General features: G+C 71.4%; 24 protein-coding genes. 7 read left to right on the top strand and 17 right to left on the bottom strand.

Annotated elements, in window-relative coordinates:
* Positions 1 to 14: 14 nt before the first annotated feature.
* The 5 genes from ACFY5C_RS08585 to ACFY5C_RS08565 all read right to left on the bottom strand — a co-directional run bounded on the left by ACFY5C_RS08585 (position 15) and on the right by ACFY5C_RS08565 (position 4,974).
* Positions 15 to 770, bottom strand: a complete 756-nt coding sequence (locus tag ACFY5C_RS08585) for an ABC transporter permease (protein ID WP_389442027.1) — start codon at positions 768 to 770, stop codon at positions 15 to 17.
* Positions 767 to 1,732, bottom strand: a complete 966-nt coding sequence (locus tag ACFY5C_RS08580) for an ATP-binding cassette domain-containing protein (protein WP_389442024.1) — start codon at positions 1,730 to 1,732, stop codon at positions 767 to 769. Before ACFY5C_RS08580 ends, ACFY5C_RS08585 begins: the two co-directional genes overlap by 4 nt.
* 89 nt (positions 1,733 to 1,821) lie before the next feature.
* Positions 1,822 to 2,463, bottom strand: coding sequence for a PadR family transcriptional regulator (locus ACFY5C_RS08575; RefSeq protein ID WP_389442022.1), 642 nt, complete (start codon positions 2,461 to 2,463; stop codon positions 1,822 to 1,824).
* Positions 2,464 to 2,549: 86 nt separating this feature from the next.
* Positions 2,550 to 4,010: an aldehyde dehydrogenase family protein gene (locus ACFY5C_RS08570; protein ID WP_389442020.1), complete on the bottom strand. Its 1,461-nt coding sequence runs from the start codon at positions 4,008 to 4,010 to the stop codon at positions 2,550 to 2,552.
* A gap of 139 nt (positions 4,011 to 4,149) precedes the next feature.
* Positions 4,150 to 4,974: a helix-turn-helix domain-containing protein gene (locus ACFY5C_RS08565; RefSeq protein WP_369276274.1), complete on the bottom strand. Its 825-nt coding sequence runs from the start codon at positions 4,972 to 4,974 to the stop codon at positions 4,150 to 4,152.
* Between the two features lie 333 nt (positions 4,975 to 5,307).
* Between ACFY5C_RS08565 and ACFY5C_RS08560 the strand changes: the two genes are divergently transcribed.
* Positions 5,308 to 5,826, top strand: a complete 519-nt coding sequence (locus ACFY5C_RS08560) for an ATP-binding protein (RefSeq protein WP_389442018.1) — start codon at positions 5,308 to 5,310, stop codon at positions 5,824 to 5,826.
* 92 nt (positions 5,827 to 5,918) lie between these two features.
* Here the strand turns inward: ACFY5C_RS08560 and ACFY5C_RS08555 are convergent, their stop codons facing one another.
* From ACFY5C_RS08555 to rpmG, 5 genes are all read right to left on the bottom strand, one after another.
* Complete coding sequence (locus ACFY5C_RS08555; protein ID WP_389442230.1) at positions 5,919 to 6,137, bottom strand: DUF397 domain-containing protein; 219 nt, start codon at positions 6,135 to 6,137, stop codon at positions 5,919 to 5,921.
* A gap of 527 nt (positions 6,138 to 6,664) precedes the next feature.
* Positions 6,665 to 6,898 carry a 30S ribosomal protein S18 gene (gene rpsR, locus ACFY5C_RS08550; RefSeq protein WP_389442015.1) on the bottom strand — a complete coding sequence of 78 codons (234 nt, stop codon included), beginning with the start codon at positions 6,896 to 6,898 and terminating at the stop codon, positions 6,665 to 6,667.
* 5 nt (positions 6,899 to 6,903) lie between these two features.
* A complete protein-coding gene (locus ACFY5C_RS08545; protein WP_389442013.1) occupies positions 6,904 to 8,067 on the bottom strand; it encodes a CobW family GTP-binding protein in 1,164 nt (387 codons plus the stop codon).
* A gap of 4 nt (positions 8,068 to 8,071) precedes the next feature.
* Positions 8,072 to 8,320 carry a type B 50S ribosomal protein L31 gene (locus ACFY5C_RS08540; RefSeq protein WP_328425145.1) on the bottom strand — a complete coding sequence of 83 codons (249 nt, stop codon included), beginning with the start codon at positions 8,318 to 8,320 and terminating at the stop codon, positions 8,072 to 8,074.
* A 7-nt stretch (positions 8,321 to 8,327) separates the two neighbouring features.
* Positions 8,328 to 8,492, bottom strand: a complete 165-nt coding sequence (gene rpmG, locus ACFY5C_RS08535) for a 50S ribosomal protein L33 (RefSeq protein WP_015658813.1) — start codon at positions 8,490 to 8,492, stop codon at positions 8,328 to 8,330.
* Between the two features lie 62 nt (positions 8,493 to 8,554).
* On the opposite strand from rpmG, the gene rpmB reads away from it, so the two are divergent.
* The 4 genes from rpmB to ACFY5C_RS08515 all read left to right on the top strand — a co-directional run bounded on the left by rpmB (position 8,555) and on the right by ACFY5C_RS08515 (position 10,393).
* A complete protein-coding gene (rpmB, locus tag ACFY5C_RS08530) occupies positions 8,555 to 8,791 on the top strand; it encodes a 50S ribosomal protein L28 (protein ID WP_389442010.1) in 237 nt (78 codons plus the stop codon).
* Positions 8,791 to 9,096 carry a 30S ribosomal protein S14 gene (gene rpsN / locus ACFY5C_RS08525; protein ID WP_389442007.1) on the top strand — a complete coding sequence of 102 codons (306 nt, stop codon included), beginning with the start codon at positions 8,791 to 8,793 and terminating at the stop codon, positions 9,094 to 9,096. Before rpmB ends, rpsN begins: the two co-directional genes overlap by 1 nt.
* 161 nt (positions 9,097 to 9,257) lie before the next feature.
* Positions 9,258 to 9,737 carry a hypothetical protein gene (locus ACFY5C_RS08520; protein ID WP_389442228.1) on the top strand — a complete coding sequence of 160 codons (480 nt, stop codon included), beginning with the start codon at positions 9,258 to 9,260 and terminating at the stop codon, positions 9,735 to 9,737.
* A 119-nt stretch (positions 9,738 to 9,856) separates the two neighbouring features.
* The gene (locus ACFY5C_RS08515) at positions 9,857 to 10,393 is read left to right on the top strand and encodes a DUF4232 domain-containing protein (protein WP_389442005.1); all 537 of its coding nucleotides are present in this window, start codon (positions 9,857 to 9,859) and stop codon (positions 10,391 to 10,393) included.
* A gap of 16 nt (positions 10,394 to 10,409) precedes the next feature.
* Here the strand turns inward: ACFY5C_RS08515 and ACFY5C_RS08510 are convergent, their stop codons facing one another.
* A complete protein-coding gene (locus ACFY5C_RS08510; RefSeq protein WP_389442003.1) occupies positions 10,410 to 11,555 on the bottom strand; it encodes a DUF2786 domain-containing protein in 1,146 nt (381 codons plus the stop codon).
* 123 nt (positions 11,556 to 11,678) lie between these two features.
* Here ACFY5C_RS08510 and ACFY5C_RS08505 point away from each other — a divergent pair, with 123 nt between their 5' ends.
* Both ACFY5C_RS08505 and ACFY5C_RS08500 read left to right on the top strand, forming a co-directional pair.
* Complete coding sequence (locus ACFY5C_RS08505) at positions 11,679 to 12,458, top strand: Clp protease N-terminal domain-containing protein (RefSeq protein ID WP_389442001.1); 780 nt, start codon at positions 11,679 to 11,681, stop codon at positions 12,456 to 12,458.
* A gap of 78 nt (positions 12,459 to 12,536) precedes the next feature.
* Entirely contained in the window at positions 12,537 to 14,240 is a 1,704-nt protein-coding gene (locus ACFY5C_RS08500) for a bifunctional 3'-5' exonuclease/DNA polymerase (protein WP_389441998.1), read from the top strand.
* Between the two features lie 26 nt (positions 14,241 to 14,266).
* Here the strand turns inward: ACFY5C_RS08500 and ACFY5C_RS08495 are convergent, their stop codons facing one another.
* The 6 genes from ACFY5C_RS08495 to ACFY5C_RS08470 all read right to left on the bottom strand — a co-directional run.
* Positions 14,267 to 18,268, bottom strand: a complete 4,002-nt coding sequence (locus tag ACFY5C_RS08495; protein WP_389441996.1) for a BTAD domain-containing putative transcriptional regulator — start codon at positions 18,266 to 18,268, stop codon at positions 14,267 to 14,269.
* Between the two features lie 417 nt (positions 18,269 to 18,685).
* A complete protein-coding gene (locus tag ACFY5C_RS08490) occupies positions 18,686 to 19,582 on the bottom strand; it encodes a glycosyltransferase family 2 protein (protein WP_389441994.1) in 897 nt (298 codons plus the stop codon).
* 193 nt (positions 19,583 to 19,775) lie between these two features.
* Positions 19,776 to 21,272, bottom strand: coding sequence for a Tat pathway signal sequence domain protein (locus tag ACFY5C_RS08485; RefSeq protein WP_389441992.1), 1,497 nt, complete (start codon positions 21,270 to 21,272; stop codon positions 19,776 to 19,778).
* 188 nt (positions 21,273 to 21,460) lie between these two features.
* Entirely contained in the window at positions 21,461 to 22,414 is a 954-nt protein-coding gene (locus tag ACFY5C_RS08480) for a DMT family transporter (RefSeq protein WP_389442225.1), read from the bottom strand.
* A 50-nt stretch (positions 22,415 to 22,464) separates the two neighbouring features.
* Entirely contained in the window at positions 22,465 to 22,962 is a 498-nt protein-coding gene (locus ACFY5C_RS08475; protein ID WP_389441990.1) for a YbaK/EbsC family protein, read from the bottom strand.
* A partial coding sequence (locus tag ACFY5C_RS08470) for a class II fructose-bisphosphate aldolase (protein ID WP_389441987.1) occupies positions 22,959 to 25,012 on the bottom strand: 2,054 nt, incomplete at its 5' end. The genes ACFY5C_RS08470 and ACFY5C_RS08475, both read right to left, overlap by 4 nt.

The raw sequence follows: 25,012 nt of genomic DNA, 5'->3' as shown, positions 1-25,012 counted from the left end.
ACCCTGGGCGCCGGCTATCGGCTCAGGCGTCCGAACCGCCGTACCGCGAGCGGGAAGAAGACCGCCAGGAGCACCAGCGGCCATACGATCGCCGCCGCGACGCCGTCCGTACCCGTACCGCCGAACAGGTCGCGTACGGCCGTGGCCGTCTGGGACATCGGGTTCCACTCGACGACCGTGCCGAGCCAGCCCGGCATGGACTCGGGCGGCGCGATGGCGTTGGACAGGAAGCCGATCGGCCAGACGAGGATCTGCACCGCCTGCACCATCTCCGGCTTCCCGGCCACCAGCGCCAGGTGGATCCCGATCCACAGCATGGCGAAACGGAACAACAGGAGCAGCCCCACGGCGCCCAGGAGGGCCCCTGGGCCGCCCTGCGCACGCCAGCCCAGTGCGTATCCGACTGCCATGAGGACGAACAGGGCCAGCGCCGACTGGAGCATGTCGGCCGCCGAACGGCCCACCAGCACCGCACCGTTGGCCATCGGCATCGACCGGAAGCGGTCGATCACGCCCTTGTTGAGATCCTGGGTGACCGCGATCATCGTGCCCTCCAGCCCGAAGGCCATGGTGAGCGCGAGCATTCCGGGGACCAGATAGTCGATGTAGGAGCCCTGCAGGCCCCGGCCGCCGCCGATGAGGTAGCCGAACATCAGCAGCAGCATCACGGGGAAGACCAGGTTGACCACGACCTGCACGGGCTGCCGCGCCCAGTGGGCGAGTTCGCGGCGGGTCATGGTCCAGGAGTCGGTCAGTGCGTACGCGGTCACACGGCCTCCTTCACTCGTTCCTCGCGCCCGGTCAGGTGCAGGAACACCTCGTCCAGCGTGGGGCGTCGCAGAGCGACGTCCTCCGCCTCGATCCCGGCCTGCTCCAGGGCCCGTACGACGCCGGAGAGCGCCGCCATCCGGTCGGTGACCAAAGCGCTGAGCAGGCGGCGGTCGGGGTCGACCGAGATGTCGTCCTTCGGTATGGGCAGCAGGGCGACGGCCGCGCCCAGTTGGCCCGCGTCCCGCAGGACCACGTCGATGCGGTCGCCACCGGTCAGCGCCTTGAGCTGGTCCGCGGTGCCGTCCGCGACGACCCGGCCGGCGTCGACGACCGAGATGCGGTCGGCGAGCTGGTCGGCCTCTTCCAGGTACTGGGTGGTGAGCAGGACCGTCGTGCCGCCGCCGACCAGGGAGCGGACGGCGGACCAGACCTCGACGCGGCCGCGCGGGTCGAGACCGGTGGTGGGTTCGTCCAGGAAGAGCACCTCCGGTTCGGTGATGAGTGAGGCCGCCAGGTCCAGTCGCCGGCGCATGCCGCCGCTGTACTGCTTCACCGGCTTGCGGGCGGTGTCCGCGAGGCCGAAGCGCTCAAGGAGCTCGCCGGCCCGCACGCGCGCGTGGCGGGCGCCCAGGTGATAGAGGCGGCCGAACATCTCCAGGTTCTGCCGGCCTCCCAACTCCTCGTCCAGGGCCGCGTGCTGGCCGAGCAGGCCGATGCGCAGGCGGACCTCGTAGGCCTGGCGCACCACGTCGTGTCCCGCCACCTCGACATGGCCGCTGTCCGGCCGCAGGAGGGTGGACAGGATGCGGACCAGGGTCGTCTTGCCCGCGCCGTTCGGGCCGAGCACTGAGTGCACGGTGCCGGGGGCGACCGTGAGGTCGAGCCCGTCCAGTGCGTGTTTGCCGGCTTTGCCGCCGTACTTCTTGCGTGCCCCTTCGACGATGATCGCCGCGTCGGCCACTGCATCTCCCTCGCTAGTCAAACTTGACTACCAGCTCGAAGCTAATACCCCGGACGCGCATAGTCAAACTTGATTAGCTAGCGACCTGATCAACTCTGATCCTCGGGATGCCGCTCCCCTGACGCGTACGGATTCTCCTGGTCGTCGGCAAGGATCCCGACGAACGGATCGCCCTCGCCGGAGAAGGTGTAGGCGCCGCCCCGGATGCGTTCGATCAGACCGCGGGTCCACTCGGCGCCGGTGTCGGCGGAGTGGACCCAGAAGTTCATGATCTCGCCGATGTGGCCGAGCTGGGCGGGGCCCTCCTCGGGCGTGTAGTACTCGGTGACGGCCTTGCGCCACCCCTCGATGCTGCGCACCCGTTCCTCCAGGAGGGCGAGGACTTCCTCGCGGTCCAGGTCGACCATGAAGCCGAGCGCGGCGGTGAGCACGTCCGGCCGCTGGTCATAGGCCGTGAGGTACTCCCGCACCAGCCCGAGGTACTCCTCGGTGCCCTTCTCCGTGATCTCGTACTCGGTGCGCGGCGGCCCGCCGGCCGTGGACGGCGCGATCTCGTGGGCGTGCAGCAGTCCCTGCTTCGCCATCTGCTTCAGGGCGTGATAGATCGAGCCGGGCTTGGCGTTGGACCACTCGTGCGCGCCCCAGTACTCCAGGTCGTTGCGCACCTGGTACCCATGGGCACGCCCGTGCTGGCGGACCGCGCCGAGCACGAGAAGACGGATCGCTGACATGCGGTCCAGATTAGGGCGGCGGGCGGCCGGGGCCGAGATCAGCCCCGGGAAGCACCCTGTTCACCCTCGTTCAGCCTCGTTCACCCTCAGAACGGGAAGCCGCTCCTGCCGTGCTGCACCGAGATCCACTTCGTGGTCGTGAACGCGTCCAGCATCGTCTCGCCGTTCAGGCGGCCGAGGCCGGAGTGCTTCTCGCCGCCGAAGGGGACGATCGGCTCGTCGTGGACGGTGCCGTCGTTGACGTGGAACATGCCGGTGTCGATCTGCTTGGCGAAGGCGACGCCCCGCTCGATGTTGCCGGTGTGGACGGCGCCGCTCAGGCCGTAGGGGGTGTCGTTGACGAGGCGTACGGCCTCCTCCTCGCCGTCGAACGGGACGAGGAAGGCGACCGGGCCGAAGACCTCCTGCTTCAGCAGGGGCGAGTCGGCCGGAAGGCCGGTGAGGACGGACGGCTCGACCAGGTTGTCCGTCGTCGTGCCGTGCACCAGGGCCGTCGCGCCCTCCGCGATCGCCTGCGCGACGGTGGCCGAGACGGCCTCCGCCTGGGAGGAGTTGATGACCGGGCCGATGACGGTCTCCGGGTCGCGCGGGTCGCCGGCCTTCAGGGTCTTCACCTTGGCGACGAACTTCTCGGTGAACCTGTCCGCGACCGAGCGGTCCACGAGGACGCGGTTCGCGGCCATGCAGACCTGTCCCTGGTGCACGTACCGGCTGAAGACCGCCGCGTCGACCGCGTAGTCGATGTCGGCGTCGTCCAGGACCACCAGCGCGCTGTTGCCGCCGAGCTCGAGGACCGAGCGCTTGAAGTGCGAGGCGCAGACGGTGGCGACATGGCGGCCGACCTTGTCGGAGCCGGTGAAGGAGATGACCTTCGGGACGGGGTGCTCGATGAAGGCGTCGCCGATCTCGGCTATGTCCGTGATGACGACATTGAGGAGACCGGCGGGCAGTCCCGCGTCCTCGAAGATCTTCGCCACCAGGGAGCCGCCGCAGATCGGGGTGTTCTGGTGCGGCTTGAGCACCACGCCGTTGCCGAGCGCGAGGGCCGGGGCGACCGACTTGATGGAGAGGAGGAAGGGGAAGTTGAAGGGGCTGATGACGCCCACGACTCCGACCGGGACGCGGTAGACGCGGTTCTCCTTGCCGTCGATCGGCGACGGGATGATCTTGCCCTCGGGACGGAGCGCCAGATGGACCGCCTCGCGCAGGAACTCCTTGGCGAGGTGGAGTTCGAAGGCCGCCTTCAACCGGGTTCCGCCGAGCTCGGCGATGATCACCTCGGTGATCTCCTGCTCGCGGTCCTCTATCAGGCGCAGCGCCTTCTCGAAGACGGCACGGCGGGCGTACGGATTGGTCGCGCCCCACTGCTTCTGGGCGCGGGCGGCGGCCTTGTAGGCGTCGTCCACCTCGTCGACCGTGGCTATCGTGATCGACGCCAGCTTCTCACCGTCGTACGGGTTGAAGTCGATGATGTCCCAGGAGCCTGTGCCCGGGCGCCACTCACCGTCGATGTACTGCTGAGCCAGGTCGGTGAAGTAGGACGACATGTGATCCCTCAATCCCTAGCGGACACCGATCGACTGATCACGGAAGCCTTGACCGGCCTTGACCGGCCCTGATCGCCTTGATCGACTCGATCACCTAGACCGCCTTCACGGTCTGATCACACGTCATCGTACTTGTTTTTCAAGAGAGTTGAAGGAGCCCCCGGAGAAGATCCCGGCTCTCGTCCGGACCGGGGCTGTCCTGCTGGAGCTCCTTCAGCGCCTTCTCGTACTGGGCGACGTCCTCGTGCTTGTCGAGGTACAGCGCGCTGGTGAGCTGCTCCAGATAGACCACGTCCGAAAGGTCGGACTCGGGGAAGCTCAGAAGGGTGAAGGCGCCGGACTCGCCCGAGTGGCCGCCGAAGCTGAACGGCATGATCTGCAGCCGTACGTTGGGACGCTCGGAGATCTCGATCAGGTGCTGGAGCTGGCCGCGCATCACCTCGCGGTCACCGTACGGACGGCGCAGGGCGGCCTCGTCGAGGACGATGTGGAACTCGGGGGCGCTCTCGTCGACGAGGTACTTCTGCCGCTCCAGGCGCAGCGCCACACGCTTTTCGACGTCGGCCTTGCTCGCGCCCTTCATACCGCGCCTGACGACCGCACGGGCGTACGCCTCGGTCTGCAACAGGCCGTGCACGAACTGCACTTCGTACGCGCGGATGAGGCTCGCCGCGCCTTCCAGGCCGACGTACGTGGGGAACCAGCTGGGCAGGACGTCGGAGTAACTGTGCCACCAGCCCGCGACGTTGGCCTCGCGGGCGAGGGAGAGGAGCGAGGCGCGCTCCTGCTCGTCCGTGATGCCGTAGAGCGTCAGCAGGTCCTCGACGTCACGCGTCTTGAAGCTCACCCGGCCCAGCTCCATCCGGCTGATCTTCGACTCGGAGGCGCGGATCGAGTAACCCGCCGCCTCGCGCGTGATCCCGCGCGCTTCCCGCAGTCGCCTCAGTTGCGAGCCGAGCAGCATGCGCCGCACCACCGATCCGGGCTCTCCCGCGCTCACGTTCGCCAGCCTCCCCAACCGTCTTCTGGGCCCGCAGTCTGCCACTAAATCACTTCGAGCAGTACTCGTCCGATTACAGAGATGGAAAGAAGACAAGGATTCCTCTCAGGAAGAGGTGAGGGATGAGCAAGGAGAGGTGCTGAAGTTGGCGGAAAAAATGGCCAACAAGCGGTACGGGAACGTCCAATTCGGTCACGTGCACGTGCATCTGCCCTTGCATCTGCCCTGCGCATCCGAAACCATGGTCCCGCGCAACCGCTGCATCGCAACGACCGCGAACTCCCGGGAGTGCCTCGCATGGGGACGAATGGATCGACCATGCTCGAGCCGTTACGGCAGGGCCTTCCGCCGCTTGATCCCGCAGCCGTCTCCAACGCCGCCTCCTGTGCACTGCCCGCCCGCTACGAAGCGGTGCGTGAGGCGCGGAAGTTCACGCGCCGCACCCTGGATCAGTGGGAACTGGGCGATCGCTTCGACGATGTGTGCCTCGTGGTCTCGGAGTTGGTGACCAACGCGCTGCGGCATGCCCTGCCGGCTGGTGCACAGCGGGTGCACGACCAGGCGCCACCTGTGCGGCTGCATCTGATGCGGTGGACCGAGCGGCTGGTGTGCGCGGTGCGCGATCCCAGCCATGACAGCCCGGTCGCGCGCGATTCCGACGACTTTTCCGCGGAGTCGGGGCGGGGGCTGTTCCTTGTGGACTCCTTCAGTGACAGCTGGGGGTGGCATCCGCTGGCCGGGGCGCTCAGCGGGAAGGTGGTGTGGGCGCTGTTTCGGCTTCCGGCGCCGCAAGGAGGTTCGGGGCCGGCGGAATGATGGGCTGCGGCGTGCGCTGACGTCGTGGTTCTACGCGCGTTGCACGGGGTGTTTCGTCCCGATATGCCCTGTTGGTCTACGGGCGACTGGGCTCAGCCCGCTACCAAGTGGTCGAACTCGCCGTCCTTGACGCCCAGGAGCATCGCCTCGATCTCGGCGCGGGTGTAGACGAGCGCCGGGCCGTCCGGGAAGCGCGAGTTGCGCACGGCGACGTCGCCGCCGGGGAGCCTCGCGAACTCCACGCAGGAGCCCTGCGAGTTGCTGTGCCTGCTCTTCTGCCAGGCGACCTCGTTCAGATCCGTGGCTGCCATGCCGTTGTACACGTCGTGGTCCACAGGTCGCTCCCCGGTGGTGTTCAGTGGTGTGCGTCCGGATCATAGCTCTGTTCACGTGCAACTGCATGAGCAGATGCACGTGCACGGGGGGTGTTCCTGTGGTTACTCCTGTGACGTACGCGGGGTCGTATGCGTTCCAGCGTTCGCAGCGCATGCCCCGGGGATCTCGTCGCAGTCCGGATCGGTCCCCCGTGTATCAGGGAGAGACGCGTTCTGGGGCGTTCGTGTTCCATGCCGGGCCTGCGGCGGCTTGACGGGGATGCCTGCGGCGGCCTGCGGGACGGGTGGGGCGGGCGCAAGCGCCTGCGGCCGGGGGCGGCCGGCCGCCGTACGCGGGTGCCGCGCCATGGGGATGCGCGGCATCCGCGGGGGCCTGCCGCCGCCGCTTTCCAGCGCCGGTCTCGGTGATTCAGCCCGTCCGGCGTATGAGGACGAGTCCCGTTCAGGGCCGATGGCGGGGGTCTGGGGGCCGTGGGCCCCCAGTCGGGTGCGTGATGCGGGGGTCAGCGGGTGGCGTACGGCAGCAGGGCCATCTCCCTTGCGTTCTTGATGGCTTTTGCCAGGTCTCGTTGCTGTTGGACCGTTACTCGGGTGACGCGGCGGCTGCGGATCTTGCCTCGGTCGGAGAGGAACCGGCGCAGGAGGTCCGTGTCCTTGTAGTCGATGTAGGTGATGCCGGCCTGGTCCAGGGGGTTGGGGCGGGACTTCACGGGCTTGCGGTCGGGCTTGCGGGGCACGGGGGTCAGACCTCCAGGAGGGTGTCGAAGGCGGACGGGAGCCGCTTCCAGGCGGTGCGGCCTGCGGCGTACTCGGCGTCGGTCAGGAGGCAGGATTCGAGGAGTTGCTCCAGGCCGTCGCGGTCGAGGGCGGGCGACGTGAAGACCAGGTGCTGGCAGCAGTCGCCGTGCTCGGGGTGCCAGTCCAGGGCGGCGGCGGCCCGGCGCACCGGCGGGACCATGTCCCAGGCCGCGTCGGGAAGCGAGGCGAGCCACGGGCCCGCGCTCTCCACGCACAGGGCGCCGCCCGCCGCGTCCCAGTGCAGGAGCACGTCGGGCTTGTCGGCGAGCCAGAACCGGCCACGGCTGCGGGCCGCCGCGCAGGTCAGGTCCTCCAGGGCCGCGTACAGCCGCTCCGGATGGAAGGGGCGGCGGCGATGCCAGACGAGGGTGGAGACGCCGTGCGCGTCGGCCTCGGCGGGGAGCAGGGCGCACGCCGGATGCTGGGCGGCGTCGGCCGCCTCGACGTCGAAGCCGGCCAGGGCCGCCCGGGCGAGGGAGGACAGGGGGCGTCGGCGCGGGGCGGGCACCGTCAGGTCGTCGATCGGGACCTGCCGGGCCGTCGGGTGGAGTTGGGCGAGAAGTTCACGGTCCTCGTCGTCGGCCTCCGGGGAGGTGGCGACGGCGAGGACGGGTGCGTACTCCAGCTGGCGTGCGAAGGTGTCGGCGACCGTGCGCTGGTCGGTCGCCGCCGCCGCGAGGCCGCGCTCGGCCAGGTCGTCGCCGTTGCCGAGGTACGGCAGGACCAGCACCGGGTCGACCGCGGTCAGCACCCCGGTGACGGTGAGCCCGCCTGCTGTGACCACCTCGGCCATGGCCTTCGGCTCGACCGAGTCCCACAGTTCGACGATCGCCATACGGGTGCCGCCGGCGTCCCGGATGCGCACGAGTTCCGGCACCAGGTCCTCGCGCAGGGCGCAGCAGGCGCAGTCGTTGACGAGGGGTGCCTCGCCGGCGCTGACGATGCCGGTGGCGTCGCGGATGGTCCGTACGACCGTGCCGGCGGCGGCCTTCGCCAGGTCGTGGTGGAGTACGACGCTGTCGGGGACGTCGGCGAGCAGCCGTGCCACGGCCTCTTTGCGGGCGTCGGCGTGCAGGCCGCCGACGATCACGACGGAGAGTTCGGGCACCGGGTCAGCCCTGCTTCCCGTAGCGGCGCTCGAAGCGCTCGACTCGGCCGGCCGTGTCCATGACGCGGGCCGTGCCCGTGTAGAAGGGGTGGCTGACGTTCGAGATCTCGACGTCGACGACGGGGTAGGTGGCCCCGTCCTCCCACTCGATCGTCTTCTCGCTGGTCATCGTCGAGCGGGTGAGGAAGGCGTGGTTCGCGGCGCGGTCGCGGAAGACGACGGGGCCGTAGGACGGGTGGATTCCGTTGCGCATGCGGTGCTCAGCGCTCCTCTCGGAAGTCGACGTGGCGGCCGGCGACCGGGTCGTACTTGCGCAGGGTCATGCGGTCGGGGTCGTTGCGGCGGTTCTTGCGGGTCACATAGGTGAATCCGGTTCCGGCGGTGGACCGGAGCTTGATGACCGGGCGGAGTTCGTTGCGTGCCATGCTGCTATCTTACTGAAAATGAATTCCATTAACAGTAGCGAGCGAGGAGAGGTGCGTCACCCGTGTCCGCCCACTGCATGCTGACCGGCGCCCGGCCCGGCTTCGGCAACACGATTTCCCACTCCCACCGGCGGACCTCCCGCCGTTTCGACCCCAACATCCAGACCAAGCGCTACTGGCTGCCCGGCGAGGGCCGGCATGTGCGGCTGCGCCTGAGCACCAAGGGGATCAAGACGGTCGACGCCATCGGCGTCGAGGCGGCCGTCGCCCGTATCCGCGCCCGGGGAGTGAAGGTCTGATGGCCAAGAAGAGCAAGATCGCGAAGAACCGGCAGCGGCAGGAGGTCGTCGAGCGGTACGCCGCGCGGCGGGCCGAGCTGAAGGAGATCATCCGTCGGCCCTCGTCCACGGATGCCGAGCGGCTGGCCGCCCGGCGGGAGCTGAGCAGGCAGCCGCGGAACGCGAGCGCGACGCGCGTACGCAACCGTGACCAGGTGGACGGGCGGCCGCGCGGCTACTTCCGTGCCTTCGGGCTGTCCCGGCTGAGTCTGCGCGAGCAGGCGCATGCCGGGTATCTGCCGGGGGTGCGCAAGGCGTCCTGGTAGGTCGGGTCACGTTCCGGGGCTTTGAACGGGACTCCCTGGTAACTTGCTGCCGGTCGTTTCGGCCACCTGGCCGACTCGGCCGTATGCCGACCGCTACAGCTTGGGAGCTTCCAGTGACCTCGGCGACTTTCTCGCGTACGCGCACGATGTCGGGCCGGCGGATGCGGGTCGCGGCCGGGGCCGCGGCCCTGGCCGGCGCGCTCGCCCTGACCGGGTGCAGCGGCGACGGCGACTCCGTGGCCAAGGACAGCGCCTCGACCGGCCCCTCCGCGACCGCCGGCGCCGACACCGGCGGCGGTACGGGAGGCGGATCGGCGTCCGCCGCCGGTGAACTGGAGGGCAGCTGGCTCGCCACGACCGACGGCAAGGCCGTCGCGCTCGTCGTCACCGGCAAGCAGGCCGGGCTCTTCGCGACCGGCGGGACCGTGTGCAGCGGGACCGCCGGCGAGGAGGGCGGGATGAAGATGATCCGCCTGAAGTGCACCGACGGCAGCAAGGGCCGGGCGACCGGGATGGTCGACTCCGTCGGCAAGTCGCAGCTGAAGGTGACCTGGGAGGGCGGCCTCGGCGCCGAGACGTACACCAGGGCGGAGGGCGGCAAGCTGCCGACGGGGCTGCCTACGGCCGGTCTGGGATCGTGATGTTTCATCGGTGATGTCCGCCCGCGAAGTGCGGTGGCCTGCTGTCGATCCCTGCGGCGGTCACCGATGACCGGTGCGGAGATCACCGTCCGCTCACCGACGTCACTCGCAGAGGACTCATGCGCGCCACTTCCCTCACCGTCGCCGCCCTCGCCGCGGCCCTCCTCCTGACCGCCTGCGACGACGGCGGGGACGGGGACGGCAAGAGCCAGGACAGCAAGGCCGGTTCCGCCTGCGTCGGCGAGCTGGCCATGGAGTTCGGGCCCGCCAACGCCGCCCCCGCTGCCGGGGACACCGGCAACGTCCCGGTCACGGTCACCAACCGCGCCGGGGCCGAGTGCGTCCTGGACGGGCTGCCTGCCGTCGAGTTCGACGCGGGCGGCACGACGGTCTCCGTCGCAGCGGACGAGGGTGCCGGGGCCGCCGCGTCGACGAAGACGAAGCTCGTGAAGGAGGCCTCCACCTCCTTCACCCTCACCTATGTCCGGGGCGAGGAAGGCGGCAGCAAGAGCCTCGGCGTGAAGACGGTCAAGGTCCGGCTGCCCGGGTCCGCCGAGACGCAGAGCTTCAAGTGGTCGTACGGCGATGTCGCGCTGAAGAGCGACGGGAAGACGCCGGACGCCTCGGTGAGCGGGTTCCAGCAGACCGGCGACTGACGCCGGTCCGGCGGGTTCAGCGGAGCGGCCGGCGGGAAGCCACGTGTGCCCTTTCGGCCGCCTCCGAGCCCTCCACCCAGCCCGCCTCGTCGCTGACGCCGCGCAGGCGGGTCGTGGTCGTCTCCGGGAACATGCGGTCCAGGCGGTCGGTGACCGCCACCTCGCGGGTGGCGAGGACGGGGAGCAGGTCCTGGGTCACCTGTGTCTGCGCCGCCTCGGCCAGGCGGGTGCCGATGCGGTGGGCGTAGGCCGCCAGGAACGACTGCCGGAAGGTCTTGGTCCGCTTGCGGCCGCCCGCCCGCTGGGCCGCCTCCGCCTTCGTCATCGCCGTCTGAGCCTGCACGAGGAGCGAGGTGTAGAGCAGCTCGACCACCTCCAGGTCGGCCTCGAAACCGACGACCGTGGAGAAGGCGAAGGGTTCGTTCCACACGGCACGGCAGTGGTTGGCGGTCGCCACGGCGTCCAGCAGGACCGCCTTCGCCTGTTCGTAGGGCGGTTCGACGCCGATGCGGCAGGCGCCTGGGGCGTCCTTCGCGCCCTGTGTGCGGGTCGAGAGCAGCGCCTCGTCGATGCTGTACCGGGCCATCAGTTCCTGCGCCTTGGCGCTGAGCGCCTCCGCCTCCTGCGGGAACCCGGTCGCCTCCGCCTTCGCCAGCAGCGCGCGGATGCGGGTGAGCATGCGGGGCTCGGATCCGGGGCGCCGGGCGGTCGGCCCGGTCTGCTCGGCCGGTTCGTCGAGGGGCTCCAGCGCGGGCAGGCGCAGCAGGAGGCGGTACAGCTCCAGGACGGCGCTCGCGTGCGAGAAGCGGTCCGTGCGGGGCGGGGCCTCGGTGGGCAGGTCCTCCAGCTGGGCGTTCCAGCGGGGGCCGCGGGGGCGGTCGTACGGCTGCTGCGCGTGGATCAGCGCCGAGAGCAGCCGTACGTGTACGTCGTCCAGCTCGCGCCGTACGAGCCGTACGACATCGGCGGGCTGCCAGCCGCGCCGCCAGGCGGCCGCGACGAACTCCTGGCCGCGCTCCGCGAGTTCGGCGTCCGAGGCGGGGTCGGCGGCGAGGAGGGAGGCGCCGGTGTCGAGGGCGCTGTCGGTGTCGGCGTAGAGGGCGTGCTCGAAGGCCCGGTCGACGGGGCCGGGCGCGGCGCTCGAACTGTTCGTACTGCTCACCTGGCGATGGTGCCACGGGGCGGGCGTCGGGCAGGCGGGGCCACCAGGGGAGGCCCACAGCCTCTGGCGCGGTCTTGTCAACCACGGGTTGACACCCCCAGACCGTCAACCTACGGTTGACACATGTCGACGAACCCGACCATCACGTCATCCGTACGTCTCGACGAACTCATCGCGGCCATCAAGAAGGTCCACCAAGAACCCCTCGACCAGCTCCAGGACGCGGTGATCGCCGGCGATCACCTCGGCGAAGTGGCCGACCACCTGATCGGTCACTTCGTGGACCAGGCCCGGCGATCGGGCGCCTCCTGGACCGACATCGGCAAGAGCATGGGCGTCACCCGGCAGGCCGCGCAGAAGCGGTTCGTGCCGAAGGAGTCGATCGACCTCGACCCCCAGCAGGGCTTCGGCCGCTACACGCCGCGTGCCCGGGGCGCGGTGGTGGCCGCCCACAACGAGTCCATCGCGGCCCGCAATTCCGAGGGCCGGCCCGAGCACCTGGTCCTCGGCCTGCTCGCGGACCCCGACGGCCTGGCCGCGAAGGCGATCACGGCGCAGGGCGTGCTCCTGGACTCCGTGCGCCAGGCCGCCACCGCGGCGCTGCCGCCCGCCGTCGACGAGGTGCCCGAGCTCGTCCCCTACGGTTCCGACGCCAAGAAGGTGCTGGAGCTGACCTTCCGCGAAGCGCTGCGCCTCGGCCACAACTACGTCGGCACCGAGCACATGCTGCTGGCGCTGCTGGAGTTCGAGAACGGCACCGGCGTCCTGTCCGGTCTCGGCCTCACCAAGCAGGCGGTGGAGGACTACGTCGTCGAGCTGCTCTCACAGTTCCTGCAGAGCGGTGAGCGGACGAGCAAGGAGGCCCGCGAGCAGGGCGAGGCACAGGGTGAGGCACAGGGCTGAGGCAGGCGAGGCACAGGGCTGAGGCAGGCGAGACGCAGGGCTGAGGCCGTTGTCAGACCCGGGTGCCACACTCGCAGCATGACCGACCGGTGGGCGCTCGCTCCGGCCGAGGACGGCGGCGTGGAGGTCGCCCCCCTCGGTCCGGACGGGCTGCCCGCGGGGCCGGTGCGCCGGGAGGCGGACCTGGCGGCGGCCGTTCGCGGACGGCCCGATGTCGCGCGGTGGGTGTGGCGGTCCACCGCCGAGGTGTATCCGCGCCTGCTTGCCACGGGGGTGCGAGTGGAGCGGTGCTACGACATCGAGGACGCCGAGACCCTGCTGCTGGGTCACGAGGGACGCTCCGGGGAACCGAGATCGGCCGCCGCGGCCCTCGCCCGGCTGCGCGGGCGCCCCGTGCCGCCCGATCCGCCCCAGCGGTCCGCCGAACCGGGCTCGCAGTCCTCGCTTTTCGAGCCGCAGGCGCTCCATGTGCCGCTCGCCGACCTCGTCGAGGTGTACGCCGACCAGCAGCGCCGGCACGACAGGGCCGGGCATCCGGAGCGGATGCGGCTGCTGACCGCCGCCGAGTCGGCGGGGATGCTGGTCGCCGCCGAGATGAACCGGGCCGGGCTGCCGTGGAGCGCCGAGGTGCACCGCCGGGTGCTGCACGAGCTGCTCGGTGAGCGGTATGCCGGGGGCGGGGAGCCGCGGCGGCTGGCCGAGCTGGCCGACGAGGTGTCCCTGGCTTTCGGCCGCCGGGTCCGGCCCGATCTGCCCGCGGACGTCATCAAGGCCTTCGCGCAGGCCGGGATCAAGGTCAGATCGACCCGTCGCTGGGAGATCGAGTCCCTCGACCATCCGGCGGTGAAGCCGCTCGTCGAGTACAAGAAGCTGTACCGGATCTGGGTGGCCCACGGCTGGTCCTGGCTGCAGGACTGGGTGCGCGACGGGCGGTTCAGACCGGAGTTCATCGCGGGCGGGACGGTGACCGGGCGGTGGGTGACCAACGGCGGGGGCGGGCTGCAGATTCCGAAGGTCATCCGGCGTGCTGTGGTCGCCGACCCGGGCTGGCGGCTCGTGGTGGCGGACGCCGACCAGATGGAACCGCGTGTCCTCGCCGCGATCTCCCGTGACCCCGGCCTGATGGAGGTGGCCGGGCGGGAGACCGACCTGTACCAGTCGGTGTCGGACCGCGCCTTCTCCGGCGACCGCGCACAGGCCAAGCTCGCCGTGCTGGGTGCCGTCTACGGTCAGACCTCCGGCGACGGACTCAAGAACCTCGCCGCGCTCAGACGCCGTTTCCCCAAGGCGGTGGCCTACGTGGACGACGCGGCGCGGGCCGGTGAGGAGGGGCGGCTCGTGCGGACCTGGCTGGGGCGGACGTGTCCGCCGGCGGCCGGGGCGACGGACGACGCCGGCGAGGAGGCGGGCATTCCGGTGCCGGACGCGCAGGACGAGCCCGCCGAGGGCTCCGGGCCGCAGGAGTGGGGGCGGGGCTACGCCTCCACCAACGCCCGCGCCCGGGGCCGCTTCGCCCGCAACTTCGTCGTCCAGGGCAGCGCCGCGGACTGGACCCTGCTGCTGCTCGCCGCGCTGCGGCGAACCTGCGCGGACATGGCGGCGGAACTGGTCTTCTTCCAGCACGACGAGGTGATCGTGCACTGTCCCGAGGAGGAGGCCGACACGATCGTGACGGCGATCCGTGAGGCGGCGGAGCTGGCGGGGCGGCTGACGTTCGGGGAGACGCCGGTGCGGTTTCCGTTCACCACGGCGGTGGTGGAGTGTTATGCCGATGCGAAGTGATCACCGGGTGTCGTCCAGCAGAGTGATCACCGGGTGTCGTCCAGCAGGAGGCGGAGCTCCTCGACGACCGTCTTCTCGTCGGTGCCGTCCAGCAGGTCGAGAGCGGTGCGCCACTCGGCGTGCGCGGCCTGGACACGGCCCAGTTCCCACAGCAGCAGGCCGTACTGGTGCCGGGCCAGGCCGCCCATGTAGCGGTCGGCTCGGGCGTCGGCCCGGGTGAGCAGTTCTGCGCAGGCGTGGGTGGCTCGGTCTGTGTGGCCCAGGAGACGCAGGGCCCGGACCAGGCCGAGGCGGGTCTGGGACTCGCCGTGCCAGTCACCGTGGCCGCCGAGGATGCGCAGGCTCTCCTCGAAGTGCGCGGCGGCTGCCGCCGGTTCGCCGAGGGTGAGGTGGGCGTAGCCGATGTTGCAGTGGGCCGAGTGCTGCACGATGACGTTGCCGGTCTCGTCGCCGATGGCGAGCGAGCGGCGGTGCTGCTCGATGGCCGCCCGGGGGTCGGTGTGCTCGTACAGGTTGCCGAGGTGGCTGTAGGTCACCGCCTCACCGTGTGGATCGTTCAACTGCCTTGAGTACTCCAGGCTCTGGCGCAACGCCTCCCCCGACTCGGCGTAGCGGCCCAGCCCTTCGAGCAGCAGGCCGCGGTTGTTGAGGCAACGGCGCATCCACGAGACGACTCCGAGGCGCCGCCAGATCGTCAGGGCGCGGTCGTTGAGGTGCAGGGCCTCGGTGTGGCGGCCGGTCAGGAAGTGCAGACCGGCGAGGTCGCCGAGCGCGTACGCCTCGGCCGCGTCGTCCCCGAGCCGCGTCGCCAGCCGGAGTGCGGTCCGGCCCAGCAGCTCCATTTCGGCTACGTGGCCACTGCGTTGGAGGTAGGGGAAGAGGAGACGGATGAGGGTGGAGAGGGGGGCGGTGGTCGTGGTTGGGGTGGTCGGGCACGGGGCCGGGGTTGTGGTTGTCCGGCGGTCGGTGCCGTCGTCGCCGCCGTACTGCTCCACCAGCGCGACGACGTTCTCCAGTTCCGAGTCGCCCCAGGCGAAGGCGGCTTCGGGGCCGGGGAAGGGGGGCACCGTGGCGACGGTCGTCGTGTGCTCCGGCGGTTGGGTTCGGGTCGGGCGACGGCGGTCGTCCTGGTCGAGGCCGGGTTCGACGATGGCGGTGAGGGTGCGTTCGGCTACGGCGGCGTACCAGCGCAGGGCGGTCCCGGTGACGTCGGCTTCGCCCTCGGCGTCGGCGCCGGCGAGTTCGCGGGCGAAGTCGCGCACCAGGTCGTGGGGGGTGTAGCGGCCGTACGCCGTCTCCTCCAGGAGAGCCACGTCCACCAGTCGGTCGAGTGCGGCTTCGGCGCGGCGTTCGTCGGTGCCGGTCAGGCGGGCCAGCAGGGGTGCGCCGTACGCGGGCAGGTCGACGGCGCCGATACGGCGCAGGGTGAGGGCCGCGTCCCGGTCGGCCTCGCGTTCGGAGGCGGCGAGGGCGTCGTGGGCGACGGCGAGAGAGCGGCGGACGCTCAGATCGTCGTACTCCAGGTGATGCAACCGGCTCTCGGCTGCGGCCAGTTGCCCGGCCAGCATGTCTGGGGTCAGCGCGCTGCGCGCGGCCAGCCGGGCGGCGACGACCCGGAGCGCCAGGGGGAGGCCGCCGGTGAGGGCGATGAGGGGGTGGATGGGGGTTGTGGCACTGGTCGGGGTGAGCGCGTCGGTGGTGCGGGCTTGAACCTCGGTGGTGGGGGTGGCGGCGTCGGTGGTGAGGGCTTGATCCTCGGTGGTGGGGGTGGCGGCGTCGGTGGTGCGGGCTTGGGGCGCGCTGCTGAGCGTGCCGCCATCACCGGCGGGTGCGGGGCCCCTGCCCGTGGGAGTTTGGGGCGCGCTGCTGAGCCTGCCGCCATCACCGGCGGGTGCGGAACCCTTGCCCGTGGGAGCTTGGGGTGCGCTGCTGAACGTGCCGCCATCACCTGCGGGCGCGGAACCCTTGCCCGTGGAAGCTTGGGGCGCGCTGCCGGACGCGCCACGATCGTCGCCGGGGGAACCCTTGGGGCTTGCTTCGCCGCCAGGTATGCGGCCCTCCACGGTGGACGCGCCGCCCTTGGGGATCGCCCCTCCGGCCTCGCCGCCAGGGGCGCGGCTCTCGTCTGCGCGTACGTGGCCCCCACTTCCGGCCGCTCGGCCCTCGCCTGCGGACGCGCCGCCCCCGCCGGCAGGCCCCGGCGCCTCGCCGGTGTCGGCATGCCCGCCGGTGTCGGCATGGCCGCCCGCGTCGGCACGCCCGCCCGCGTCGAGGGTGCTTCGTCCGACGGAGCGATCCTGACCGGTATGGGCATCGCGGCTGTCGTCGGCCTGACGGATGCCGCCGTCGAAGCCGTCGCGTCCCGAAGCCGCGCGCAGCAGCGCCGCGCTCTCCTCGGCGGTGAGGGGGCCGAGCGGGAAACGGCGGACGCCGTCCAGGGCCGTCAGCGGGGAGCGGCTGGTGACGATCACTGCGCAGCCGGGTCCGGCCGGGAGCAGCGGACGTACCTGGGCGGCGTTCGCGGCGTCGTCCAGGAGCATGAGCGTGCGGGTGGGTGCGAGCAGGGAGCGCAGCAACGCGGCTGCCGCGTCGGGGTGTTCGGGGATGGAGCGGGGGTCGGCGCCGAGGTCGCGAAGGAGTGCGGTGAGGGCTTGGCCGGGGGTGAGCGGGGGCATGCCGGGGGTGGCACCGTGCAGGTTGACGTACAGCTGACCGTCGGGGAAACGATTCGCCAGCCCATGGGCGGCCTGCAGTGCGAGAGCACTCTTGCCGACGCCGGGCATGCCGCTGAGGACGGCGACAGTGACGGCGGGGGTGGGGGCGGTCGTGGGGGTGAGGGTGCGACACAGGTCGGTGAGTACGGCAGCACGCCCGGTGAAGTGGGCCGGGGGTGGCGGAAGTTGGGCGGGGCGGGGCGGTCGAGGCGGGTCGACCGGGGTGTCCCCCTCAGCGAGGGCATCGGCTTGCGCGGGTCGCCGGGCGGCGTCGTCATCGCGCGTAGCGTCAGGGTTCGCGGCACTGTGCGGCACGTCGCCGGCGTGGGCCATGGCAGAGCCGCCGGCACCGCGCGCTACCGCACCGCGCGCTGCGTCGCCACCCCCACGCGGCTCCCGCCCCGCGCCACCCTCCGAACCCCCTCGCAGCAAACCCCCGGTTCCCCCTTTCGAGCCCTGCCGCAGCAGACCCCCGATCATCCCCTCCGACCCCCCACGCAACACCTCCACATGCGCCTCCCGAACCCCCATGCCCGGCTCGACCCCCAACTCCTCGATCAGACGCGTGCGCAGATCACGATGTACGGCCAGGGCCTCGGCCCGCCGGCCCGTGCGATGGAGGGCGAGCATCAGGTGACGGTGGAAGGACTCCCGCAGGGGATGCTCGGCGGCCAGAGCCGCAAGCTCGGGCACAAGGGCGTCGACGCGTGGCCCGGCGACGGTCAGCTCGGCGTCGTAGCGCCACTCCAGGAGCAGGAGCCGCGCCTCCGCCAGGCGCTGGACGAGCGCGTATCCGCCCACCTCGGCGGGCAGGCCGGCCAGGGGCGTACCGCGCCACAGTGCGAGCGCCGCCGTGCTCTCGCGCAACGTGCGCTCCCAGTCCCGGCCGGCATGCGCGACCCGGGCCGCGGCGACACTGGTCACGAAGACGTCGACGTCCAGCTCGCCCTCGTCGACGCGCAGGACATAGCCGGGCGGCACCGCCCGGAGCCGTTCGGGGTCGTCGAGCAGCCGCCGTAGCCGGGTCACGTGGTTGTGCAGTGAGGCCCGCGCCGACGGGGGCGGCGCCCCGCCCCACAGCACGTCCGTCAGCGACTGGACGGAGACGACCCGGCCGCCTTCGAGCAACAGCGTGGCGAGCAGGGCCCGCACCTTGGGGCTGCGGACGGTCCGGACGGCGAGGTCGGACACGCTCGCCGCGGCGTCGCCGGGGCCCGGGCCACCGTGGGACCCGGACGAGCCGTCGTCGTCCGCCCCCGCCTCGAACACGACCGGCGGCCCCAGCAGTCCGAACCGCAGCCCGTACCGCTTCACGCCGCCACTGCCTTCCCACGCAACGGGCCCGCGCCCTGGTGTATGACCTGTGCGCAACCCATGCACAACCCATGTACGGCGGTTTCCCGCCACCCTTGACGACGCTCCCCGGCCAAGAACCGTTCCGTCCTGGTCGTCTCCCGTCACCGGCCGTCGACTTCGCGCCAACCGAACGGCGCCGAAACGGAGCATCGTTGGCCACATGTTAGCGATCCGTTGGTGTGGCCTGATGTGATCACTTCATCGGATCTGGCCCGACGGTGCGCGCGTACGACGCGTAACTCGGGGGAGTGTCGCCGCCGCGGCCGGATCCGGGGACGCATGCGGGTCCCGGTCGGCGGAGGTGAACGACCGGGACCCGCGTCCCCTTCCCCCGGCCCGCTCGTGGCGAAGTCATCCCCCTTTCGGGGTTGGCCCTCAGATGACCGGCGGTCGCCCCAGTCGGCAGAGCCGCCACACCGTGTGCCACCGCATGGGCCGCCGCTCACCGGCCGGCTCCCGTACGCCCTCCAGAAAGCCGCCGAACCAGGCGCGCAGGCCGGCGAGCGACGAGCGATTGCGTACGAGGGTGAGAAGCACCCACAGCCCGAGATGCACGGGAATCAGCGCGAGGGGCAGTCGGCGGCGGGTCAGCCAGACGCGGTTGCGGGCGTTCACGCGGTAGTAGATGGCGTGCCGGGCGGGTGAGGTCTTCGGGTGCTGTAGGAGGAGTTCGGGCGCGTAGAGGATGCGCCAGCCCGCGTCGGCGGCCCGCCAGGCCAGGTCGGTCTCCTCATGGGCGAAGAAGAACTCCGCGGGCCAGTCCCCCGTCTCGGCCAGCATCGCCATGCGCAGCGCGTGCCCGCCGCCGAGGAACCCCGTGACGTACCCGCCCCGCAGCGGATCCGACTTGCCGATCCTGGGCACGTGCCGCTGCTGCGTCTCGCCGTGTTCGTCGGCGATGCGGAAGCCGACGATGCCGAGCCGGCCGTCGGCGGCGTACAGGTCCCGCACCCGCCGCAGCACGTCGGCGTCGACGAGGAGTCCGTCGTCGTCCAGCTCGACCACGACGTCGACGTCCCCGAAGTCGCGCAGCCGGGCGAGGGCCGCGTTCCGTCCGCCCGGGCAGCCGAGGTTCTCGTCGAGCTCGATGGGCGTGACCTCGCCGGGCAGCCCCAGCCGGTCGGCGAACTCGGGCAGCGGGCAGCCGTTGCCGACGACGACGATCCGCTCGGGGGCGAGGTCCTGTTTGGCCACGGACTCGAGCAGCGCGTCGACCTCGGCGGGGCGGTTCCCCATGGTCACCACGGCGACAGCGATCCTCGGTTCCGTCATACCCTGCCCTCACCTGCTCCCGGCTGCGACTACCGCCGAGATGCTAGTGGTTCACGGTAAGGACGTCTCAAGTTCGCCTTCTCGCAGGGCGATCGACGGACTGCGTACGGCGGCTACGACTGTTGCGACGGTTCTCCCCGCGCCGTACGGGCATGGCGTCATCGTCGAGGGCCGACCCCGGGGCGGGGCCGGTTCAGACTCGCAAGGGGTTGGAACGCACGGCCGCCATCAGATACCAGGCGGTCGCCCCCACGTGCCGATACGGGTAGTACCCGAACCCGAACCCCGTATCGAGCGGACTACTGGCCGACACGACCCCCGCCCGCTCGGGAAGCGCCCGCCCACCGACGGTCTGCCCCCCGCCCAGCAGATCCTGGGCACGCTCGATGGAGTCGAGCAGCCGCCGCGCACGCGCTTCGTCACCGCGCCGGCGCCTTTCCCGCAGGGCGAGCGAGAGATGAGCGGTCCCCTCGAACCAGACTCCGTTGCGGTCGGGCTTGGGCTGGGAGTCGGCGATCGGGGCGTCCTCGTCGGCGAGGAGACTGGCGGAGCTGAAGGTGACACCGTCGTACGACTGCCCCGCCGGCACCGTGCTGTTGCGCCGCCCGGCGTGGTCGAGGACGGCCAGCTCGCGCGCGGCCCAGTCCAGCGACCGGGCGTGGGTACGGGAGTCGAGGGCGAGGTGGGTCCAGGTCTGGGTGTCCTCGGGGATCGGCGACTTGTTGACGCTCACCCCGTCGTTGGTGCCGGTGTAGAAGAACCCGCCGTCGGGCTCCCACATCCGCATGACGAACGCCTCGGCACGCGCCCGCCGCGCCTCCCACACCCTGTCCCCCGTGAGCCGGGCGAGAAGACCGAACAGGCAGAGGAGGTCGGTGTTGTGCTCGGTGGACGTGAAGGGCAGCTTCTCGTCGGCGCCGTTGACTCCGAACTTGTACCCCCCGAGGGGTTCGTCGGTACGCCCGTTCCGCTCGATCCACTCCCCGATCCGCACGGCCCCGCCAAGGAACCGCCGCTCACCGGTCCGCCGGGCAAGCGCACTGAGCGCGATCCCGGCCCAGGCCATGTCCCCCACGGCCGTGCCCGTGAACCCGAACTGCGTCCCGACATTGACGGACCCGTCCGCCCGCACGAACCCGTCCGGCTGCCGCGAGCCGTCGTAGAAGGTGTACGGCCCGACGTTGTACCCCTGCCGAAGCCGACCGTCATCGTGAACCGGGTCGTGCTGCTGGGCATAGAGAAGCGCATCCCCGAGCTGGATGGCGCGCTCCCGCCCGTCGGCGGTCCGGGTGGCGAGGAGGGCGAGGATCGCGAGGGCGTTGTCGTAGGTGAAGGCGGTGCTGAACAGACCGGCTTCGTCGCTGTAGCTCTGGGCGAGACGGATGGGGCCGTGGTCGGGGTAGGCGTCCATGGTGGCGGCGAGGAAGACCTGGGCCCGGTGGCGGGCAAAGGCACCGGCGGCACGAGCGGAGGCGCCGGCGGGTTGAGCGGAGGCACCGGCGGGTTGAGCGGTGCGGGCACCGGCCCGGGCCGTACCCGCCGCGGCCTGCGCCACGCCCGCACCGGCCGCGGTGAGCAGCGCGGCTCCGAGGCCGGCGCCGATGAGGTCGCGACGGCTGAACGGCGGCCCTTGCCTGCCGGTACTGCCGGTACTGCCGGTTGTGCCGTTCACGCCGTTCACGCCGTTCATGGGTCTCCCTCGGTGGTTTCTTGAGAGCGCTCTCATGAGTGCGTGGGTCATTCTGGTGGTGCGGGCGGGGCGGGTCAACGGGCAGGATGCGGAACGCAGTTGGAGAAGCAGACACCGGCGACGGCACTCGGGGGCAGCGTCTCGACCCGGGCGGAGTGGCAGCCATTCAGAGCAGCCCCGGCCCCTGCTCAGCGGACCGCGCGCTCCTTCACCTCGGCGTCCGCCCTCTCGGCCACCGCCGCCGCGCCCGCAACCCCGACCGGACGCGGCGCCGGACGAGGCGTACCGTGCGCCGCCATGATCCCGGCGATGACCAGCACGGCCCCGAGCGGCTGGTTCCATGTCAGCCGTTCGTCCAGCAGGATCACGCCCGCCGTCACACCGACGACCGGGGTGAGGTAGGTGACCGCAGCGGCGTTCACCGCACCCCACGCCTGGACGATGTTGTTGTTCCACAGGTAGGCGAGGCCAGTACTCAGGGCACCCAGCGCCAGCATGCTCAGCGCGATCGGCGCGTCGATGCGGGGTGCGGGCGCCGCGAGCCAGGGCGTGGCCGCCAGCATGATGACTGCGCCGATGGTGACCTGCACGAAGGCGACACTGACCGCCGGCAGCCCAAGCGGGGTGATGAATCGGCGCAGGTAGACGAAGGCGACGCCGTAGCAGGCGGTGGCGCCCAGACAGGCGAGCTCAGCCATGAGGTGGCCGCCGCCGCCGGCCAGGCCCCCCGGGCCGATCAGCGCGAGGACCCCGGCGAACCCCGCGAGCAGGCCCGCCGTGCGGCGCCGGTCGAGCCGCTCGTCCGCCAGGGCGACCGTACTGACCGCGAGGGTCAGCAGCGGGGTGGTGGCGTTGAGGATGCTCGCCATACCGGAGTCGAGGTGCTGCTCGGCCCAGGAGAAGAGCAGGAAGGGTACGACGCACAGCAGGACGGACACGACGGACAGCCGCAGCCAGAGCCCGGGGTCCCGGGGAATCCTGCTGCGGGTGACCGCCATGACCGCGCAGAGCGCCAGCGCGCCCAGCACCAGTCGGCCCCACACCACCTGAGCGGGCGTCAGCCCGTCCAGCGCGACCTTGATGAACAAGAAGCTGGAGCCCCACGCGCACGCCAGTGCGACGAACTGTGCCCCGATTCGCACTCGCAAGCCGACGCCCCCTTTTGTGTCGGTCCCCATTTCCGTGTCGGTCGCTACTCCGCGGCGACCGGGACGACCGGCGCCGCGATGAGCGCCACCGCGGGCGCCACGATCCGTACGTAGTCCTCCGTGGCCATGACCACCGACCGGTCCAGCCGCCCCGCGTTGAAGGCGATCTCCTCATGGGACGCGAGGAACTCCGCGTCCACGACGACCGGCAGCGCGCCGGACAGCGACAGCGGCGGGATGGCACCGACCACACAACCGGTGAGCTGCTCAGCCAGTTCCGAGGGGGCGAACCCGCCCTTCTTGCCCGCGACCGCGGCGACGACCTTCTTCAGGTCCGCGCGCCGGTCGCCCCCCAGCACGGCCAGTACCGCCGGGGACTCGATCCCCTTCACCCGGCACACCAGGGCCTTCGCGCCCTGCGACACGGTCGTGCCGCGCACCGCGGACACCTCTTCGGAGCGTCCTTCTGCCGGGTGCGCGACCACGCGGTACCTGGCCTTCTCACGGTCGAGAAGGTCGACGATCTGCTCAAAGGGACTCAACTGCGGCCTCCCCGGGCCTGTGCGGGCGTACGGCCACGGAGCGGGGCCGCGTAGCACCGCTCCAGCCGGCTGACGAAGGTGTCGACGAAGGACGGCGGCGCATCGGTCCAGGACTGCCAGTCACGTGTCGCCTCCGCAAGGTACGACATGCGCCGTACATGTTTCCAAGTCCCTTGACCGGTCGGCGAATTGAGACCCCCGGTGAGATCGACGGGCAGATGGGCGCGCAGTGCCTCCAGATAGTCGGCGTAGACCCCGCTGCCGAAGTTCACCCGGGCCACCCCGTGCGCCGGCAGGGACGCGAGGTCGACCCGCGAGAGCGAGCTGCCTCCGTGCACGACCAGGGCGCGGCCGGTGCCCTCCAGGACACTGGTCAGGGCCTGGACGAGCCCGTGGTCGATCGCCGCGTACCGGTGCTCGCGCACGGGCTCCGTGGCGAAGACTTCGTCCCACAGTTCGGTCTTGCGCCGGGCCTTGGCCAGCCGCCGCTCCAGCCACTCCTTCTCCAGGGCGTCGAGCAGCGGCCGCTGGAACACCGGGACGCGGGTGCGGGCCTCGCGGAACACGGCGTCGAGCCGCGGCCCGGCGTCCGTCCCGTCCCCTTGCGTCGTGGCCCGGCGGGCCAGCGCGGCGACGAGCCGGTGCTCAGCCGAGTAGCCGGGCAGCCCGGCGTCCGTGAGGTCCTGCTCGACACGCGCGCAGGCCTCGGCGAAGGCGTGCAGGTCGTCGCCCGTGGCACGGTCGTCCAGCAGGCCGACCTGGGCCAACGACCGGCGAGTGGCGGCGAAGCCGTAGTCGAAGCTGTGGAACTGGCCGACGTGGGCCCCGACGAGATCGAGGTCCGTGTTCTCGACGAACCGCGTGAAGTCGCTCGTGGTCGTCTTGTTCCACTTGCGCAGCCCGGCCCCGTCGATGGAGCCGATCTCGCCCTCGACGAGGACGCCGTAGCGCCGTGCCAATTGAGTGGCCGCGTTGGTGAACAGCACGTTCTGGTGCAGCGTCCGTCCGGACCCGTCGACCATGACGGAGTCGACCCCGGCCTCGCAGGCAGCCTGGATCACCTCGTAGTCGTCCGCGTGGTCGAGGTGCAGCCGCAGCCGCGAGCCGAGCTCGGTGTTGAGCCGGTCCACGTCCTGCCGGAGCGTGCGGAAGACCTCGGCGACGGCCTCGACCGGACCCCGGCCGACGCTGTCCGCGACGAACAGCAGGGCCTCCTGCGGCGAGATCTCGCAGTAGACATCCCGCCGCGTGCGCGCCGAGAGCATGGCGTACGGCAGCAGCATGGACGGGTGCTTCACGTTGAAGTTCGGCACGGTCCCGGTCCACCGGGCGGGGGGCGGCGCCGTTTCCCCGGCCGACGGCTTGCCGGGCCGCCGGTTGCGCACTTCCCAGTGGTACTCGTGCCGTACGCGCTGCACCTCGGCGAGAAAGTCCGGCAGGTCGGTGTCGCCGGGCGACAGAGTGCGCACCAGCGGGCCGAGGGCGCGGGGGTCCAGGGCCCGGTGGTCCTCGACCATGAAGACCACGCCGAGCAGCGGGTCGTCGCGGCGCAGCGCCTCGGTGCGGCGGGCCGCCCAGGTCACCGCGGCCAGGCCGCTGACCGGCAGTCCCTCGCACACGAACGCCACCGACTGCGCGGCGAGCGTGTCGAGCACCCGCTCGCACGACAGCCGCTCGTCAGCGATGACGGTCCGCAGTCCGAGCCGCTCGAGGAGCGGCCGGGCCCACTCGGTGTGCCAGACCTCCGCGCTGATCACAGCGTGCGGGGCAGCGGAGCGGCGCGGCCGTACGGCGGCGCCCGGGACGCCGTACGGCAGCGGCGGGCGGGGGCCCAGGCGTGTGATCGGGCCCGCCGGGGAGCCCAGGGCCGCGGCGTCCGCGGGGATCGCGGGGATCGCCGTACTCGCCGGCGCCGTGGCGGCGGAGACCGCCGTGCTCGCCGAGGCGGCGGCGCTCGCGTGGGGCTCCGCTCCCGCAGTGCCGGCCGGCGCCGCCGTGCTCGCCGAAGTGGCGGTGCTCGCGTGAGGCTCCGCTCCCGCAGTGCCCGCCG

The organism is Streptomyces sp. NPDC012935 (assembly GCF_042900345.1).
Taxonomy (GTDB): Bacteria; Actinomycetota; Actinomycetes; order Streptomycetales; family Streptomycetaceae; genus Streptomyces.
This window is presented reverse-complemented; position numbering and strand designations above follow the sequence as displayed.